14 protein-coding genes are annotated in these 17,652 nt (G+C 63.4%); 9 read left to right on the top strand and 5 right to left on the bottom strand.

Annotated elements, in window-relative coordinates; all coding sequences use genetic code 11:
* Window positions 1-179: 179 nt before the first annotated feature.
* The 4 genes from EDD52_RS13475 to EDD52_RS13490 all read right to left on the bottom strand — a co-directional run bounded on the left by EDD52_RS13475 (window position 180) and on the right by EDD52_RS13490 (window position 4,827).
* Window positions 180-845 (bottom strand): SDR family NAD(P)-dependent oxidoreductase, encoded by a 666-nt coding sequence (locus tag EDD52_RS13475; protein WP_132245803.1) that lies wholly within the window; start codon window positions 843-845, stop codon window positions 180-182.
* A gap of 104 nt (window positions 846-949) precedes the next feature.
* Entirely contained in the window at window positions 950-1,213 is a 264-nt protein-coding gene (locus EDD52_RS13480) for a type II secretion system protein N (RefSeq protein ID WP_243651938.1), read from the bottom strand.
* A gap of 225 nt (window positions 1,214-1,438) precedes the next feature.
* Window positions 1,439-2,893, bottom strand: coding sequence for an amidophosphoribosyltransferase (gene purF / locus EDD52_RS13485; RefSeq protein ID WP_132245877.1), 1,455 nt, complete (start codon window positions 2,891-2,893; stop codon window positions 1,439-1,441).
* A 188-nt stretch (window positions 2,894-3,081) separates the two neighbouring features.
* The gene (locus tag EDD52_RS13490; protein WP_132245805.1) at window positions 3,082-4,827 is read right to left on the bottom strand and encodes a trypsin-like peptidase domain-containing protein; all 1,746 of its coding nucleotides are present in this window, start codon (window positions 4,825-4,827) and stop codon (window positions 3,082-3,084) included.
* 151 nt (window positions 4,828-4,978) lie between these two features.
* Here EDD52_RS13490 and EDD52_RS13495 point away from each other — a divergent pair, with 151 nt between their 5' ends.
* From EDD52_RS13495 to glmM, 9 genes are all read left to right on the top strand, one after another.
* Entirely contained in the window at window positions 4,979-5,902 is a 924-nt protein-coding gene (locus EDD52_RS13495; protein ID WP_132245807.1) for a glycine--tRNA ligase subunit alpha, read from the top strand.
* A 19-nt stretch (window positions 5,903-5,921) separates the two neighbouring features.
* Window positions 5,922-6,716 carry an FkbM family methyltransferase gene (locus EDD52_RS13500; RefSeq protein ID WP_165907545.1) on the top strand — a complete coding sequence of 265 codons (795 nt, stop codon included), beginning with the start codon at window positions 5,922-5,924 and terminating at the stop codon, window positions 6,714-6,716.
* Entirely contained in the window at window positions 6,716-7,234 is a 519-nt protein-coding gene (locus EDD52_RS13505) for a DUF6446 family protein (RefSeq protein WP_132245811.1), read from the top strand. Before EDD52_RS13500 ends, EDD52_RS13505 begins: the two co-directional genes overlap by 1 nt.
* Before the next feature lie 152 nt (window positions 7,235-7,386).
* Entirely contained in the window at window positions 7,387-9,633 is a 2,247-nt protein-coding gene (glyS, locus tag EDD52_RS13510) for a glycine--tRNA ligase subunit beta (protein WP_132245813.1), read from the top strand.
* Between the two features lie 69 nt (window positions 9,634-9,702).
* The gene (locus EDD52_RS13515; protein WP_132245815.1) at window positions 9,703-12,258 is read left to right on the top strand and encodes a putative PEP-binding protein; all 2,556 of its coding nucleotides are present in this window, start codon (window positions 9,703-9,705) and stop codon (window positions 12,256-12,258) included.
* A gap of 160 nt (window positions 12,259-12,418) precedes the next feature.
* Window positions 12,419-13,105, top strand: coding sequence for a cell wall hydrolase (locus EDD52_RS13520; RefSeq protein ID WP_132245817.1), 687 nt, complete (start codon window positions 12,419-12,421; stop codon window positions 13,103-13,105).
* A 110-nt stretch (window positions 13,106-13,215) separates the two neighbouring features.
* Window positions 13,216-14,139, top strand: coding sequence for a dihydroneopterin aldolase (locus EDD52_RS13525; RefSeq protein WP_132245819.1), 924 nt, complete (start codon window positions 13,216-13,218; stop codon window positions 14,137-14,139).
* 39 nt (window positions 14,140-14,178) lie between these two features.
* The gene (gene folP, locus EDD52_RS13530; protein WP_132245821.1) at window positions 14,179-15,198 is read left to right on the top strand and encodes a dihydropteroate synthase; all 1,020 of its coding nucleotides are present in this window, start codon (window positions 14,179-14,181) and stop codon (window positions 15,196-15,198) included.
* Window positions 15,188-16,531 carry a phosphoglucosamine mutase gene (gene glmM, locus EDD52_RS13535; RefSeq protein WP_132245823.1) on the top strand — a complete coding sequence of 448 codons (1,344 nt, stop codon included), beginning with the start codon at window positions 15,188-15,190 and terminating at the stop codon, window positions 16,529-16,531. Before folP ends, glmM begins: the two co-directional genes overlap by 11 nt.
* Before the next feature lie 116 nt (window positions 16,532-16,647).
* Here glmM and EDD52_RS13540 read toward each other — a convergent pair whose 3' ends face one another.
* The gene (locus tag EDD52_RS13540) at window positions 16,648-17,565 is read right to left on the bottom strand and encodes a DMT family transporter (RefSeq protein WP_165907548.1); all 918 of its coding nucleotides are present in this window, start codon (window positions 17,563-17,565) and stop codon (window positions 16,648-16,650) included.
* Window positions 17,566-17,652 lie beyond the last annotated feature (87 nt).

Raw genomic sequence — 17,652 nt, forward strand, 5'->3', positions numbered from 1 at the left:
ACTCAATAGTAGAGGGGGCGGCGCGGGGCAAGCGGTGGAACGCCTTGTTCGGACAGCGCCCGCCCACCCACCCTGCTGCCCTCGCAAGGCGCGCGCGCCCAAGGGCGCGCTGTCCCGGTGCGTATACGCTGCCTTTGGGTGCAGGCGTTTCGCAGCGTTTTTGCCGCGGTGGCGGGGTGTCAGGCGATCTCGGCCAGAAGGCGCTTTGCCTCGGCGGCGGGGGCGGTCAGGGGGCTGCGATCCTCGCCCGGAAAGAACCTGGCGCGGGTCGCGGTCGGCATCGGGCGCGGCGTCAGCACGTGGATATTTGGCCCGGTATTGAGGGTTTCCGCCTGCCAGGAGCGCGCCAGCGCGATCTGCGCCGCTTTCGTCGCGCCGTAGGCACCGAAGAATTTGCGCCCCGCCTGCGGGTCGTCAAAAAACAGCGCCTTGCCGTCAGAGCCAAGGAGCGGCGCGATGAAGGGGATCAGCGTGCCCATCACCGTGACATTGGCCGCCACGGATTTCTCCCAGTCCTTGGTGTCCATATGCGATGCAGGCGACAGCGGCGCGGCATGGACGGCCGTATGTGCCCAGAGAGAGAGCGTGCCTGCCATCGTTTCGCGCCCGGCGCCCCAGCGATCAAAAATTGAGCGGCAGAGCTGTGCCATGGCATCCGAATTGGTGATATCCATCGGGGCCAGCGTGGCTTTGCCGCCCTTGGCCTGAATGCGGTCGTCAAGCTCTTCGAGCGCGCCAGTGGTGCGCGCGACGGCAACGACGTGGTGGGTCTCGCAGAGAGCCTCGGCGAGGGCGGCGCCAAGCCCGCGGGAGGCACCGGTGATAAGGGCGATTTTCTGTTCCATGGCTTGCGTTTTCATCGAAACCGGGCCGAGGTCAAGGGATCGGTTGCCGCAAGCGTATCATTCGGTGCGAAGACATCGCCGTCGTAACGCATGCAAGCCCCCGGTCAGGGCATTTGCAGCCGCTGCGCTGTGCCATTGCGCGCAAGCGTCAGCTCGGCCGTGGCGATGGCCAGCACCTTGCCGCCGTTGACAGTGTCCCCGACGGTAACCGTCTGGACCTTGCCGCCGGGCAGACGCACCAGCGCCGATGGCGCGTCTTGCGAACCGAACGTGCCGAGAAGCACAAGTTCGCTTCGGCTGACGCCCTTCGTGGTGACTGTGGCCGTGTCGGCAACATAGTCCTGGCTGGTCGTGGTGTTCTGCGCCATTGGCGGTGCTCCGGTCTTGCGTATACCGTCCCCGACTGGCGGGGGCGGACCGCATGCATCTATGGTGGGCGCGCTGCGCTGAAAAGGGGCGACGCTGCGGCGCAGCGCAACCTTGCCGATCCGCACCTGTCGACCGGCGAAAACCTGCGCGATTGTTGCAGACGGGGCCGATTGCTCGCGGTAGCGTTGCGTCAAATGCAGGCAGGCATTCCTGAGGTGGGGTGGCTATTCGGCCGCTTTCAGCCTGAAACCCTTCTCGATCATGTCCGAGGGTTCGACCGGATATTCGCCCGAGAAGCAGGCGTCGCAATATTGCGGCTGCGATGGATTGCGCCCCTTATCTTCGCCAACAGCACGATAAAGCCCGTCCAGCGAGATGAAACGCAGCGAGTCGACCTGAAGGTGATCGCGCATCTCGTCCTCGGACATGGTGGCGGCCAGAAGCTTTTCGCGTTGCGGCGTGTCCACACCGTAGAAACAGGGCCAGGCGGTGGGGGGCGAGGCGATGCGGAAATGGACCTCTGCCGCGCCGGCATCAAGGATCATCTCCTTGATTTTGCGGCTGGTGGTGCCACGCACAACCGAATCGTCCACCAGGATCACCCGTTTGCCTTTGATCAGCGCGCGGTTCACGTTCAGTTTCAGACGCACACCCATGTTGCGGATCTGCTCTGTCGGTTCGATGAAAGTCCGGCCCATATACTGGTTGCGGATGATGCCCATCGCGTAGGGAATGCCTGATTCCTGGCTGAAACCGATGGCTGCCGGGGTTCCACTGTCGGGCACCGGGCAGACAAGATCTGCATCCACTGGCGCCTCTCGGGCCAGTTCCACACCGATCTGACGGCGGGTTTCATAGACGGACCGGCCACCGAGGATCGAATCGGGGCGGCTGAAATAGACATGTTCGAAGATGCAGAAACGCGGCTTGCGCGGGCGGAAGGGGCGAACGCTTTCGACGCCGTCGGCCGTGATGACCACCATTTCGCCCGGATCGATCTCTCGGACGAATTCGGCGCCGATGATATCCAGCGCGCAGGTTTCAGAGCTGAGGCACCAGCCATCGCCGATCTTGCCCAGCACGAGCGGACGCACGCCCAGCGGATCGCGCACACCGATCAGTTTGGTGCGGGTCATCGCCACGACGGAAAACGCGCCTTCGACACGGCGCAGGGCGTCTTCCATCCGCTCGGGGATGTTGCGCTGCAGGGACCGCGCCATCAGGTGAATGATGCATTCGCTGTCGCTGGAGCTTTGGAAAATCGATCCGCGTTCGATCAGCTCGCGGCGCAGGGCGTCGGCATTGGTGATATTGCCGTTATGCGCAATCGCGGCGCCACCCATCGAAAATTCGCCGAAGAAAGGTTGCACGTCGCGGATCTGCGTCGGGCCTTTCGATCCGGCGGTAGAATAGCGCACATGGCCGATGGCCAGCGGGCCGGGCAGCGTCTTCATCAGCGATTGCGATGTGAAATTGTCGCGCACGTAGCCGAAACGTCTGGCAGAGTTGAAGCCCTGTTCCGCGTCGTGGCTGACGATGCCGCCTGCCTCCTGTCCGCGGTGCTGCAGGGCGTGCAGACCGAGGGCGACGAAATTCGCGGCATCGGTTACGCCGACGACGCCGAAGATGCCACATTCTTCGTGAAGTTTGTCATCGTCGAATGGATGCGCAGGGGGCATGAGCTTGGACAAGGCAGGAGGCTCCGAATCCCGGGTCAGTTCTTGAGCCCCGTCTTAGAGGGTCATCCGCCGAGTGTCACGAAAGGATCACAAATCGGGGCCGCATCCGGCAAATAAAAGGAAACAGACGCCCTGAAACGGCCGTGGGGCGGGCGGGATGCAATTTTAGGGCGATCAGATGGCGCGTCTTATTCCCAGCAGCTGACCAGTACGGTCATGCCGTTTGCCAGTTGCGTCAAATCCTCGGGCGCCATGGAGGCGGTGCCGTTCGCCGCTTCGACCTTCACGCCCGCCTTGTCCAGAAAATCGCTCAGCGATGCGGCATCGGTAGAAAAGCTGACCTCGCCCGGCAATTGCTTGTCGCCATTCTCGCGCGGCAGCAACATGCCCAGCACAGCGCCACCGGTATCGAAGACCGGCCCGCCCGCGTCGCCGGGATGGGCGTTGACGGCCAGCCTGTCCAGACGGTCATCGCCTGACAGGCCGCGCAGATCCTGCAGCGTCCCGAAGGTCAGGGTCGGCGCGCTGAGCACCCCGCCAAAGCTGTAGCCGGAAATTGCGACCTCTGATTGCAGCCGGGGCTGACCCTGCCGGAACGACGCGACAGAGATCGGCACAAGCCGCGATGCGGGCCGCAGGACCGCGACGCCAAGGTCGGGATCGGAGGCAATCACCGTCGCCTCGTGTTCGCCGTCCAGCGTGATGCGCGAACATGCCTCGACAACATGGATCGTGGTCACGACGGACCCGTCACGGCTGATGTAGAAGCCCGAGCGCGACAGTTTGGGCCTGCGCACGTTCAGACCGGCAACCAGATCGATCGTCTGGCCGTCATCCTTGATCTCCGCAGGATCAAGAACGGCTGCCGTCGTCTCGAAGGAGGCTTTCATCTTGTCCAGAACGCGCAGGCGGCGTTCTTCATCCCCCGCCGGCCAGACAAGGGTGAAGCCCTTGATCGCGCCGTTGATCAGCCGGGCCTCTGTATGGCTGGTGATCCGGCTGTTGCTGCCTGTCAGAACAAAGCTGTTGCGCAGCCGTTCGCGGGGGCCGTCGAGTGGCACAATCTCCAGCGTCTGCATGATCTCGTAGAGACCATAAAGCGTTTCGCGGTCGCCGGGCTGGGAAATCAGGATGACCCGCGCGTCCAGATCGGTTGTGGGCGTGTAATGGACGAAAGGGGCCTCGTAATGGTCGAAGGCCACGATCCCCATCGGCAATTGCATGCTGATCCCGGCCTTGGCCTCTGTGACTTGCTGCATCCCCATACCGTCGAGAATCGCGTTATACTGGCGCAGAAGCTCGGCGCGTTGCGCTGTTGTCAGGATGCCTGTTGCCTCGAAACCGTTGTTGCGCTGCCATTCGGCCATCGACCCGCGCGTGCCACGGCCAAAGGCGCCGTCGATTGCGCCACGATAGACACCGGCCCATTTCAGCGCGACCTGCAATTCTTCGCGTTCGGAGGGGCTGAGCTGCGCCTCGCTTGCGCGGGCCTGGCGCGGGGTCTCGTCCGGCTCTGCCACGGTAGGCGCGGGCGCCTCAACAGCTGGTTGGGCGGTCTCGGGGGCTGTGATTTCAGGGATTGCAACAGGTTGCGGCGACTGTGCGTTCAGCGCCGCGCCGATGGGCCAGAACTGGCGCCCGTATTCATTCGGCTCCTCGATATAGGAATCGCGCGGCACCTGCCCGTTGGAGCGAAGCTGGCGCAGCAGCGCCTCGGCATCGGAGCGCGGGTAGGGGCCAAGGGCCACGCCGTACCAGCCGCGGCCAAGCGCAAATCCGTTGACGTCGTTCAGAACGGTCGCGTAATCGCGGGCGCGCTCTTCTGCACGGGCAAGGCTGGGCTGCGCCTCGATCTGGATATAGGCGACGTCCTGTGCAATCGCCGCCTGCGTCATGAACAAGGCGGCGACGAGCGTAATGATGAACCTTGGCATGCGTATGGTGGATCCCTGCTCTTTGTCGTCGTCGTTTTGCGCAGTTTTACCAAAAGGAACGGCGAGCGCACTACAAATTATGGTCAGCCCCGTGATTGACGCTTGACTTGGTGGGGCATAGGAAGGCCGCAGATCATCAAGAGGGCAGGTCATGCACGCAAGCTCAGCCAAACCGCGCAGTTTTCAGGAAATCATCCTGCGGCTTCAGAGCTACTGGGCCAGCAAGGGCTGCGCAATGCTGCAACCCTATGATATGGAGGTTGGTGCCGGCACGTTCCACCCGGCCACGACGCTGCGCGCCCTGGGCGCCCGTCCCTGGGCCGCCGCCTATGTGCAGCCCTCGCGCCGTCCGACCGATGGGCGCTATGGCGAAAACCCCAACCGTCTGCAGCATTATTACCAGTACCAGGTGTTGATCAAACCCTCTCCGCCGGACCTGCAGGCGCTATACCTCGGGTCGCTGGAAGCGATTGGCATCGACATGGCGATGCACGACATCCGCTTTGTCGAGGATGACTGGGAAAGCCCGACGCTGGGCGCCTGGGGGCTGGGCTGGGAAGTCTGGTGCGACGGTATGGAAGTCAGCCAGTTCACCTATTTTCAACAGGTGGGCGGGCATGATTGCTCTCCCGTCTCCGGAGAGCTGACATACGGTCTGGAGCGGCTCGCCATGTATGTGCTGGGTGTTGACCATGTCATGGACATGCCGTTCAACGACCCGGATGCGCCGATCCCGCTAAGCTATGGCGACGTTTTCCGACAGACAGAGCAGGAATACAGCCGCTGGAACTTCGATATCGCCAATACCGAAGTGCTGCAGCGTCATTTCGAAGAGGCAGAGGCGGAATGCGAGGCGATCCTGGATCAGGAAGATGTCGACCCCAAGACAGGGCGCCGCATCATCATGGCCCACCCCGCCTATGATCAATGCATCAAGGCGAGCCATCTGTTCAACCTGCTGGATGCGCGCGGCGTGATTTCGGTGACCGAACGGCAGGCCTATATCGGACGGGTCCGCACATTGGCAAAGCGCTGTGCCGACGCGTTTGTGCAAACTGATGCGGCCACGGTCTGAGATGCAACTCGAGTCGCGCATGAGCCTGATGCTCCGCCGCGCCGGAGATCGCATCAATCGGCGCACTGGCAGGATCTCGAACGGATATCTGCGCCTGCTGCGCGACCTGTCGCCGCGCGATGCGGTGGCCGAAACCGGCACGACCCCCGCTGGTCGAATGCCCCCCGCCGAGGACCGTCATTTCGAGGCGGAGCCCGGGCCGGATGCGCACGCCATCGCGGTGCGCGAAGCCTTCCTGCTGGATCTTGTCCCCTTCGCCCCGGGCGACCACATCGTGGAAATCGGCGCGAATGTCGGGGATTTTGCGCAGGCGTTGCAGACGTTCAACATGCCGTTCGACCTGACCTGCTTTGAGCCCGCGCCGCGCGAGTTCAGGGCGCTCAGCCGCAACTTGGCAAATGCCACCGGTCTGACCGCGCGGGCCCGTCAGGCGGCGGTCTGGAACGCTGATGCGGATGCAGTGACGCTTTACCGCAAGGCCGCTGGCGCGGAGGCGTCGCTCCTGCCGATGGAAGACTATGACAGCACGACAGAGGTGCCCGCGATCCGTCTGGACAGCGTTCTCGAACGGCGCCCTTACCGGTTGCTGAAACTTGAGGCCAAAGGGGCAGAGCCGGAAATCCTGGACGGTGCCAAAGGTATACTGGACTGCTTTCAATACATCACGGCGGATGTCGGTTTCGAACGCGGCGCGCGTCAGGACAGCACCTTACCAGAGGTCAGCAACCATCTGATTTCGCGCGGCTGGCGTGCGCGCGCTGTAGGTAGAAGGCGGATGATCATCCTGTTTGAAAATCCGAAATGGGGCAATTGATGGGACGTTTTCTTGCCATTGTCATCCTTGTGTCGGCGCTCGCAGCGGGTGCCGCCATGTATTACTTTCAAGTTTACGGCTTCTACACAGAGGTAGAGCCGAACGGCACCGATGATGTCGTGCTGATCGAGACGGCGACGGGTGAACCGGCTGCGATTGCCTATGGGGACTTCCGGGCGATTGACGCGGACAGCTCTCCTATCCGTTACCGCGCCTGTTTCACCACCACCCAAGATCTGGCCGAGCTGAGCGCCACGTTCACGGCCTATGAGGACGCCGCCCCCCGCGTGGCCCCCGGTTGGTTTGACTGTTTTGATGCCGAAGAAATCGGCGATGCGCTGGCCGATGGCAGCGCGCTGGCGTTTCTTGGACAGCGCAATCTGGAATACGGTATCGACCGTGTCGTGGCTGTCATGGAAGACGGGCGCGGGTTTGTCTGGCACGAGGTCAACGACTGTGGCGAAAAGGCCTATGATGGCAGCCCGGTCGACGATAGCTGCCCGCCGCGCGGGTTCTGAGCGCGGGCGCGTTGATGGGTCAGGGCGGGCTGCGTCTGAATGTTGGCGCAATTTTCGGCGGTTGCACTGGACCCTCGCCAGCCTTGTCGCTATCCAACGCCGCAAAGAGGTTCCCTGCCGCGGGCAGGGGCGAGGACGTGAGGTAATCACCGATGCCGGATCTTCTGATCGAGCTGTTTTCCGAAGAAATCCCGGCGCGCATGCAGGCGCGCGCCGCAGAGGATCTCAAGTCGCGCGTGACCGATGGGTTGGTCGAGGCGGGGCTGACCTATGCCGGTGCGGCTGCCTTTGCCACGCCGCGCCGTCTGACGCTCGCCGTCGAAGGGCTCTCGGAACGCTCGCCCACCTTGCGCGAAGAACGTCGCGGGCCGCGGGTCGATGCGCCGGAAAAGGCCATCGAGGGGTTCTTGCGCGGCGCAGGGCTCAGCCGGGATCAGCTTGAAAGCCGTGAGGAAAAGAAGGGGACATTCTTCTTTGCCGTGGTGGAAAAGCCCGGCCGCGAGGCGCCTGACATCGTGGCGGACGTGCTGGAAACCGTGATCCGCAACTTCCCATGGCCCAAATCGATGCGCTGGGGCTCTGGCAGCCTGCGCTGGGTCCGGCCCCTGCACCGTATCCTGTGTATCCTGACCGATGAGGCCGGGGCCCAGACTGTCCCGCTGGAGATTGACGGGATCGTCGCGGGTGACACTACCGAAGGGCATCGTTTCATGGCGCCCGACGCGTTTTCTGTAACCTCCTTCGAGGATTACGAGGCAAAGCTGAAGCGCGCCAAGGTGATCCTGAACCCGTCCGAGCGTGCCGAGACGATCTGGCAGGAAGCCACCAACATGGCCTTCGCCTCCGGGTTGGAAGTGGTCGAGGATCGCGGTTTGCTGGCAGAGGTTGCGGGGCTGGTTGAATGGCCCGTCGTGCTGATGGGCGAGATCGATGAGGCGTTTCTTGGCCTGCCGCCCGAAGTGCTTCAGACATCGATGAAAGAGCACCAGAAATTCTTTTCCGTCCGCGCGCCGCAGACTGGCCGGATCGAACGTTTCGTGACCGTCGCCAATCGCGAAACTGCCGATCACGGCGCGACCATCCTTGCGGGCAACCAAAAGGTGTTGTCGGCGCGGCTGGCAGATGCGAAATTCTTCTGGGAAAATGACCTGCGCACGGTAGACCGGCAGGGGATGAAGGCCTGGACGGACCGTCTGGCCGACGTAACCTTCCATGCCAAACTGGGAAGCCAGGCCGAGCGGATCAACCGCATCGCCGCCTTGGCGCGCGAGATTGCGCCATTTGTCGGGGCGAAACCGGATCTCGCCGAAGAGGCCGCGCGGATTGCCAAGGCCGATCTGGCATCGGAAATGGTTTATGAATTCCCTGAATTGCAGGGCGTGATGGGGACTTATTACGCCCGCGCCGCTGGCCATGACGACGCTGTGGCCGCCGCCTGTGCAGAGCATTACTCGCCCCTCGGCCCGTCCGACGATGTGCCCACCGCGCCGATCTCTGTCGCCGTGGCACTGGCTGACAAGCTGGACACGCTGACCGGGTTCTGGGCGATTGACGAAAAGCCCACCGGTTCCAAGGACCCGTTCGCGCTGCGCCGGGCCGCTCTTGGTGTGATCCGTCTTGTGCTGGTGAATGATCTGCGCCTGCATCTGGATCGCCTGATCGACGCGCAGGTGCTGCGCCACCAGATCGATGCAAAGGCGGATGCCGCCGAACTGCGTGACGAATTGCTTGCCGAAATCGCCAAACATGGCGTGTTCGGGTCGGCCGTGCGCACGGTCGTCGAGCGTGCCAAGGCCAGCGCCCCGGCCTGGATCGAGAAGATCACCAATCACGATTCCGACCTGTCGGAAGACTTGCTGTCCTTCGTGCATGACCGTCTGAAAATCCACCTGCGGGATGAAGGCATCCGCCATGACGTGATTGATGCCTGCCTCAGCCGGAATGAACATGCGCCTGATGATGCCAACGTCGGCAAGGATGACCTGACGCTGCTGGTCAAGCGGGCGCGGGCGCTGTCGGACGTGCTTGGCACTGATGACGGCGAAAACCTTGTGCAGGGCTTCAAGCGCGCGAACAACATCCTGGCCCAGGCCGAGGAGAAGGACGGGGTCGAATACTCCTTTGGTGCGGATGTGAAATTCGCCGAAAGTGCCGAGGAAAAGGCCCTGTTTGCTGCCCTGGACGCGGCAGAGGCGCGCATTGCCCCGGCCATGAAACAAGAGGATTTCGCCTCCGCGATGGAGGCGATGGCGGCGCTGCGTGGGCCTATCGATGCGTTCTTCGAGGCGGTGCAGGTCAATGACGAGAACGAGGTGTTGCGCCGCAATCGTCTGAACCTGCTCAGCCGGATCCGGCAGATCTGTCTTGGCGTCGCTGACCTTACCTCTATCGAGGGCTGAGCGGGCTGCACGGATCGCGGGACTTGGCAAGGGACGCTGGCGGCGTATGCTGCGCAGCACACACTAAGGATGCTGCACGTGCATAACCCCGATCCAGATGTCACCCTGGTGACACCGACTGCTCCGGTCTCGGCCCCGACACATGGTGGTCGTGCCAAGTGCCTTCAGCGGCTTGTGCGGCTGGACCTGCCGGTGCCGCGCACTGTGGCGTTGTCATTTGATACGGTTCAGGGCATCGCGCAGGGGTCCATGCCGGATATCGAAACCATCCTTGCCGAATTTCCCGAGGACGCCTTGCTATGCGTCCGGCCATCCTCGGAAGATCCCGATTGGGGCGGGCCGGGTGCGATGCTGAATATCGGCATGAACGACGCGCGCTTTGCGGACCTGTCCGAAAAGATCGGGCCGGTGGGGGCTGCGCGGCTTTATAAACGGTTCATCCTTGCCTATGCGGCGCATGTGGCGCGGCTTGATCCGGATCTGTTTGACGATCTCGAAGGATATGGGCCCGACCGGCTGGAGCAGGCGCTTGCCGCCTATGAGGACGAGGCAGAGGAAGCCTTTCCGCAATCAACTGCCGTGCAGCTTGCCGAAGTTCTGCGCTCCATGGCGCGGGCCTGGGGGGGGACGACGGCGCGGCTTTTGCGAGAGGCCAAAGGCGCGCCGGTCGATGCCGGGTTGGGCCTTGTCGTGCAGGAAATGGCGCTTGGCGTGGGGCAGGCGGAATGCGGCTCTGGCGTGTTGCAGCTGGTCAATTCAGACACCGGCCTGCCGCAAATCACCGGCCGCTATCTGAGCCAAAGCCAGGGGCGCGAGGCCCTGTCAGAGCCGGAGGCGATCTATCTGGAGCGTGACGCCCGCGGCGCATCGCTGGAAGAGCTTGCGCCAGAGGCGTTCGACGCGCTGAAGCGGCACGCCGCCCTGATGCGCGAAAAGCTGCGCGAAGAGATGCAGATCGAGTTCACCATCGACAATGGCGCGCTCTACATCCTTGACGGGGTGCGGGTGCGCCGCTCGGCCAGGGCGGCGTTGCGGATCGCGGTCCGGCTGGCCAATGACGGGATCATCACGCGTCAGGAAGCCCTGATGCGGGTCGAACCGCGCGCGTTGAGCGAATTGCTGCACCGGCAGGTCGATATCGCAGCGGCGCGGGACCGGCTGGGGCGCGGCATCAATGCAAGCCCGGGGGCGGCCACGGGCAAGATCGTCTTTTCGGCCAATGCCGCGCAGGCCAGCGCCGCGCGTGGCGAGGCCTGCGTCCTGGTGCGCCGCGAAACCTCGCCCGAGGATATTCGCGGCATGCATGCCGCCAGCGCCGTCCTGACCGAACGGGGTGGCATCACTAGCCATGCCGCCGTGATCGGGCGCGGCATTGGGCTGCCTTGTGTCGTGGGGGCTGCGCGGATGCGGTTCCAGATCCGACGGGGTGTGCTTACGGCCGAAGATGGGCGCACCTTCCGCGAAGGCGACGTGATCACCATAGACGGCACCAATGGCGAGGTGCTGGCAGGGGCGCCGCCCATGGTCGAGGCGGAGCTTGGCGAGAATTTCAAGACGTTCATGGCCTGGGCCGATGCAGAGCGCGATATCGGTATCCGCGCCAATGCAGATACGCCCGCAGATGCCAAGACCGCCCGGAACTTCGACGCGCAGGGCATCGGGCTTTGCCGCACGGAACACATGTTTTTTGAGGCTGACCGGCTGACGGTGATGCGCGAGATGATCTTTGCCGACGCGCCTGACGACCGCCGCTCGGCCTTGCAGCAGCTTCTGCCGATGCAGCGCGACGACTTCACCGAGCTCTTCCGGATCATGCAGGGCCAGCCCGTCTGCATCCGCCTGTTCGACCCGCCCTTGCATGAATTCCTGCCCTCTGACCGCGCGGGCCTGCGTGATCTTGCCGAGTCGCTGGATCTTCCGGTCAGCGATGTGACCCGGCGGGTCGAGGCGATGGGCGAATACAACCCGATGTTGGGGATGCGGGGTGTCCGGTTGGGCATCACGGTGCCTGAGATCTATGACATGCAGGTGCGTGCCATCTTTGAGGCGACGATCGAGGCCAGCCGCGACGGCGATCCGGTGGTGCCCGAGGTCATGATCCCGCTCGTTTCTGCCAGCCGCGAGGTCGAGCTGGTGCGCAAGCGCATCGATGCCGTGGCCGCAGCGGTGAAGGCCGAGCGGCAGACCGAGTTCGACTATCGTCTGGGCGTCATGGTCGAGACGCCGCGCGCCTGTCTGCGCGCCGCCGATATCGCCGCGCATGCCCAATTCCTGTCCTTCGGCACGAACGACCTGACCCAGATGACCTATGGCCTTTCGCGGGACGACGCCGGGCGGTTCATGTCGGAATATGTTCACCAGGGGGTCTTTCTGGAGGATCCGTTCCACCTGCTGGATACCGAAGGTGTGGGCGAACTTCTCAGCCTGGGAGTGGAGCGTGGACGTAAGGCACGCCCCGACATCACCCTGTCGATCTGCGGAGAACACGGCGGCAACCCCGAATCGATTGCCTATTGCCGGCAAGTCGGTGTCGACTATGTCAGCTGTTCGCCGTTCCGGGTTCCGGTCGCGCGACTCGCTGCGGCACAATTGGCAATCAGGGACAAGCTGAAGTTGAAACAATAGCGTTTCAAATGGCTTCGTCAGGCATGATTGTTAGCATCGGGCGGAAATTCGCTGATTTCTGGCCCCAAACTGGACGGTTTAGCCGAAATTCTTTAGTCAGGCCCCGGTTGATCGCGGCAGTGCCCGCGAAAGCCTGCTGCCAAATCTGAGGATCTGAACGATGTTTCGCCGCCTTGCCGTTGCCTTTACTGCTGTCCTGCTGACGACTCAACCGGTTTTTGCCGAGCTTCGCTCCGACCCGACTCACGAGCTCATCCGCCTGGAAAAAAGCAGCCTTGAAGGGGTCAACCGCGCCCGGCTGAAATGGATGGTCACCCCCAGACCCGAGGTTGCGACCCGCCTGAACCTTGTGACCGCGGACGAGCCGCAGAATTCCGCCGCAATCTCCAATGTCAGCTACAGCAGCGACTGGCTGTCCAAGCAGCCTGCCGGTGACGGGGGCGCGCAGTGGCGGTGCCTTGCAGAGGCGCTTTACTTCGAAGCACGCGGCGAGACGGTCAAAGGTCAGTTCGCCGTGGCAGAAGTGATCATGAACCGAGTGGACAGCCCGCGTTATCCTGACTCCGTCTGCGGCGTCATCAAGCAGGGGACCGGGCGCAAGTTTGCCTGCCAGTTCACCTATACCTGTGATGGTCTGGCCGAACATATCGGCGAGCCCGCAGCCTTCCGCCGTGTCGGCAAGATCGCGAAGGCGATGCTGGATGGCGCACCGCGCAAGCTGACCGATGGCGCCACCTTCTACCACACCTCGGCTGTCAGCCCGAGCTGGGCGCGCAAGCTTGCCCGCACCGCCACGATCGGCGTGCATCATTTTTATCGCCGTCCGACACGTCTTTCGAGCAACTGACAGAGGTCGGCTGCCGTTTTCGGAAGCTGATACGCCGCCCGGCCCATCGCGCGCGCCGGGCGCCTTTGCTATTGTGGCGGAACGTTTTGCCATCCCGGAGCCCGTAGCGCATGTCCAACGAAGTTCGCCTTGCCTTTGCCCATCCCCAGGAACGGGCCGAGGCGACCTCTGGTCATGACCCGCTCGACCGGATCTCCCTGCGTGATCATATTGCAGAGGTCGAGATCGGGGCGTTTCAGGCCGAAAGGGGCACGACGCAGCGGATTTGTTTCAACGTTGTGGTCGAGGTCCAGGCGCTGACCGGCGATGTGGATGACGATGTCGATCGCATCCTGTCATATGATCGCGTCACCGAAGCCATCGCGCATGAGCTGGCCGCCGAACGTCTGAACCTGCTGGAGACGCTGGCAGAACGCATTGCAGAGCGTATTCTTCTGGAACCCCAGGCCATCCGCGTTTTTGTTCGGATCGAAAAGCTCGACCGGGGGCCCGGCGCGCTTGGCGTGGAAATCGTGCGAGCCCGGCGTGACAATCCGCCCAAACGCCCCCTGCCGGACGAGGCGCCGCATCCGCGCGTGGTGTATCTGTCGAACCCGGCCATATCTGACCCGGCTCTCTCCAGGGTGATCGACACGCTGCAAGCGACCGGCACGCCGCTGATCTTCTGTGTCGGGGCGCCGGATCAGCCCGGCCCGACCGCGGACGCGCCACTTGCGCAGCGACGCATTGATCTTTTGGCTATCGAGCAGAATGGCTGGGTTCTGGCGGGGCGGGACCATCGCTGCGTCGTGGTTGAAACCCGGACAGAGCTCGACTGGGCCATGAAGAACGGGCAGATCTGCGTCTGGGCGCCGTCCAAGATCGTGCTGGACGCGGTCGAAGGACCGGCATCGCAGCCGGGTGACGCGGTGGGCCTTGCGGCGTGGTTCGCTGGTCAGCTGACGGCCAGTGAGCTGCTGGTGATCGGCGAAACACCGCCCACCGAGGCGCCCGTGCCGCTGCGCGCATTCGCCGAGGCGGCAGAGCTTCTCTGACCCCTTGCCAAGCGGGCCGGCCTGACGCATTCAATGCCAATGAGTGAATATTTCCGACCTCTCCCGCGTCGCGACGGGCCGCGCCCGCAAGATGCCCTGGACGTCGCGGGCGGGCCGTACTGGTTTACCGAGGCCGAACGGATCACGCGCGGCGCAGACCGGGTGCGCGTGAAGCTGGCTGATATCCCCCAACGCTGGCGGGACGCCATTTCGGCGCCGCGCCCGCCCGTTGCCGGGCTGACCCTTGATCGGCCCCGCCTGATGGGCATTCTCAACGTCACGCCTGACAGTTTCTCGGATGGCGGCAGACATGACGGGTTCGATGCCGCCATCGCCCATGCCCGCGCGATGCAGGAAGCAGGAGCGGATCTGATCGATATTGGTGGCGAATCCACCCGCCCCGGTGCCAAACCTGTGCCGACAGACGAAGAAATCCGCCGTACCGCCCCTGTCATCGACCTGCTGACACAGCACTCTGCGCCGCCCGTGTCCATCGACACGCGCAAGGCCGCCGTGGCGGAACGCGCTGTGGCATCGGGGGCTGCGCTGATCAACGACGTTTCGGGGCTGGATTTCGATCCCGATATGGCGGCATATGTCGCCTCCTCCGGGCGCGCGGTTTGTGTCATGCATAGCCAGGGCGATCCGGAGGTCATGCAGAACGATCCGAGATATGAAAATGTCTTGCTGGATGTCTACGATTTTCTTGCCGAACGGGTGTCACGCCTGACGGCGCTTGGTGTGCCCAAGGGGCGGATCGTCGTCGATCCCGGCATCGGATTTGGCAAGACACAGGCCCATAACCTTGTAATCCTGAACGGTATTTCGCTGTTTCACGGTCTTGGTTGCGCGATCCTCCTCGGGGCATCGCGAAAACGATTTATCGGCACCATCAGCGGCACCACGCGGGCAGACCAACGCATTGCGGGTTCTGTCGCAGTGGCGCTGGCAGGGGCGGCGCAGGGCGTGCAGATCCTGCGGATACATGACGTGGACGAGACGCGACAGGCATTGGCGCTTTGGTCCGCGATAGAAGAGGGAGAGCAGTATGGGACGTAAACTCTTTGGCACGGACGGTGTGCGGGGCAGGGCGAACAGCCATCCCATGACGGCCGATATGGCACTCGCCATCGGGGCGGCGGCGGGGCGGTATTTCAGGCGTGACAAGGGCGGCGTTCACCGCGTGGTGATCGGCAAGGACACGCGCCTGTCGGGTTATATGTTCGAAAACGCGCTGACGGCCGGGCTGACCTCTACGGGTATGAGCGTGTTGCTGCTGGGGCCTGTGCCCACGCCGGCTGTCGGGCTGCTGACACCTTCGATGCGGGCGGATCTGGGGATCATGATTTCCGCAAGCCACAATCCCAGCGAGGATAATGGCATCAAGTTCTTTGGACCTGACGGGTTCAAACTGTCGGACGAGGCCGAGGCCGAGATCGAGGCGATGGTGGCCTCTGGCGTCGATGTGGCCCCGGCGGATGAAATCGGCCGCGCGCGGCGGATCGACGATGGCCGGTTCCGGTATCAGGAGCGGGTGAAATCGACCTTCCCGCAGGGCGTTTCCCTTGATCGCATGAAAGTGGTCGTGGACTGCGCCAATGGTGCCGCCTATCGCGCCGCGCCAGAGGTCTTGTGGGAATTGGGGGCAGAGGTCATCCCGGTGGGCGTGTCGCCCAACGGCAAGAATATCAACCTTGATTGCGGGTCGACCAAACCACGGACCGCATCGGAAACGGTCGTGGCCCATGGCGCGGATGTGGGGATCTGCCTTGATGGCGATGCCGACCGGGTGATGATCATTGATGAGACTGGCGCCGTCGCCGATGGCGATCAGATCATGGCGCTGATGGCTGCCCGCTGGGCCGAAGAACAGCGGCTGCGCGATGGCGTGCTGGTGGCCACCGTTATGTCGAACCTCGGCCTTGAACGGTTTTTGGACACCCGCGGGCTGCGGCTGGAACGTACCGCAGTGGGCGACCGCTATGTTGTCGAGGCGATGCGGCGCGGTGGCTGGAACCTGGGCGGCGAACAATCGGGCCATATCGTGATGACCGACTATGCCACAACCGGCGACGGGCTGATGGCCGGGCTGCAATTCCTTGCTGCTATGGTGAAATCCGGCAAACGAGCCAGCGAGTTGGCGCAGAATTTCGAGCCCGTTCCGCAAATGCTGAAAAACGTACGTTTCGCGGCCGGTCAGACCCCGTTGGAAACCCTTGCCGTTCAGCAGGCCATTGCATCGGCCGAGGCTGATCTGAAAGGGCGGGGTCGATTGCTGATCCGCAAGTCGGGGACCGAGCCCCTGATCCGGGTCATGGCCGAATGCGAGGACGAGGCCCTGTTGACGCGTGTGGTCGATGACGTTGTAGCCTCCGTAGAGGCCGCAGTCTGAACTGACGGGGCGCAGCCTTTCACCGGTCTCATGGTGCTGAAAACACTGGGGGAGCGGGAGAGGCTGGCCTCTTGCCGGGCATCGTACGGCGATGGAGATTTGCCGGTTACCGGCGGCTACTGGTCGCGGCCGAACAGCCTGCGCAATGCGCCATATTGGCTGAGGGCCACGCCCGCGAGGATCAGGATAAGCGCCACCAGCAAAGAGCTGTGCAACGGCTCGCCCAGAACCAGCGCGCCCAGAAAGACCGAACATAGCGGGACGATATAGTTTGTCAGGCTCATGAACACGGGGCCCGCGCTGCGAATGACGAGCACGCGCAAAAGGTTGGCCCCTGCGGTGGGCACAAGACCCAGCATGGCGATCACGATCAGCGTCTGGGTATCCGGCATCGGCGGTGGCCCTTCCCGCAGCCAGGCCAGCGGGATCACGAACAGCGCGCCGATCAGCATCGGCACTGCCGCAAGGCCAATCGGATCAACCGGGGGCAATCGCCGCATCGCGATAGAACTGACCGCGTAGCAGGCCGCGACTCCGATGCAGGCAAGGCGGCCCAGCGGTTCCATCGCAGCGCCGCTGGGGGCGAATGCTTCGGGCCCGATTAGGACCGCCACCCCGGCAAAACCGATCAGGAAACCGATGAACCGGCGCAGCGACATTCTCTCGCCCGGGACAAGGAAATGCGCCAGCGGCAGCACCATCAAGGCCACCGTCGCCATCGAGACCCCGGCAAAGCCGGAGGTGACATATTGCATGCCCCAGGACAGCAAAAGGAAGGGCAAAGCGGTCGACAGGATGCCAACGAGGCAGAGCGCGCCCCAGTCACGCTTTTCCGTCAGAAACAGCTTGCGGCTGCCTGCAAGCCAGACGGTCAGGGTCAGCACGGCGGCAAAAGAGATGCGCCCCGCCGCGAGCCAGAAGGGCGTCATGCCGCGCAGGGCGATTTCCATGAACATGAAGGTTGCGCCCCAGACGACGCCAAGTGTCAGGACCATCAGCCAGCTTTTCGGTGTGATGTCAGGGGCATGCGTCATGGGAAAGGCCTTGCGAGGGAATGGCGTGCGCGACATGACCCCGGCATCCTGCCAAGGTCAAGCCCGGGAAACGAAAAGACCCCGGCT

Origin of the sequence: Primorskyibacter sedentarius (genome assembly GCF_004342065.1) — a bacterium.
GTDB lineage: Bacteria > Pseudomonadota > Alphaproteobacteria > Rhodobacterales > Rhodobacteraceae > Primorskyibacter > Primorskyibacter sedentarius.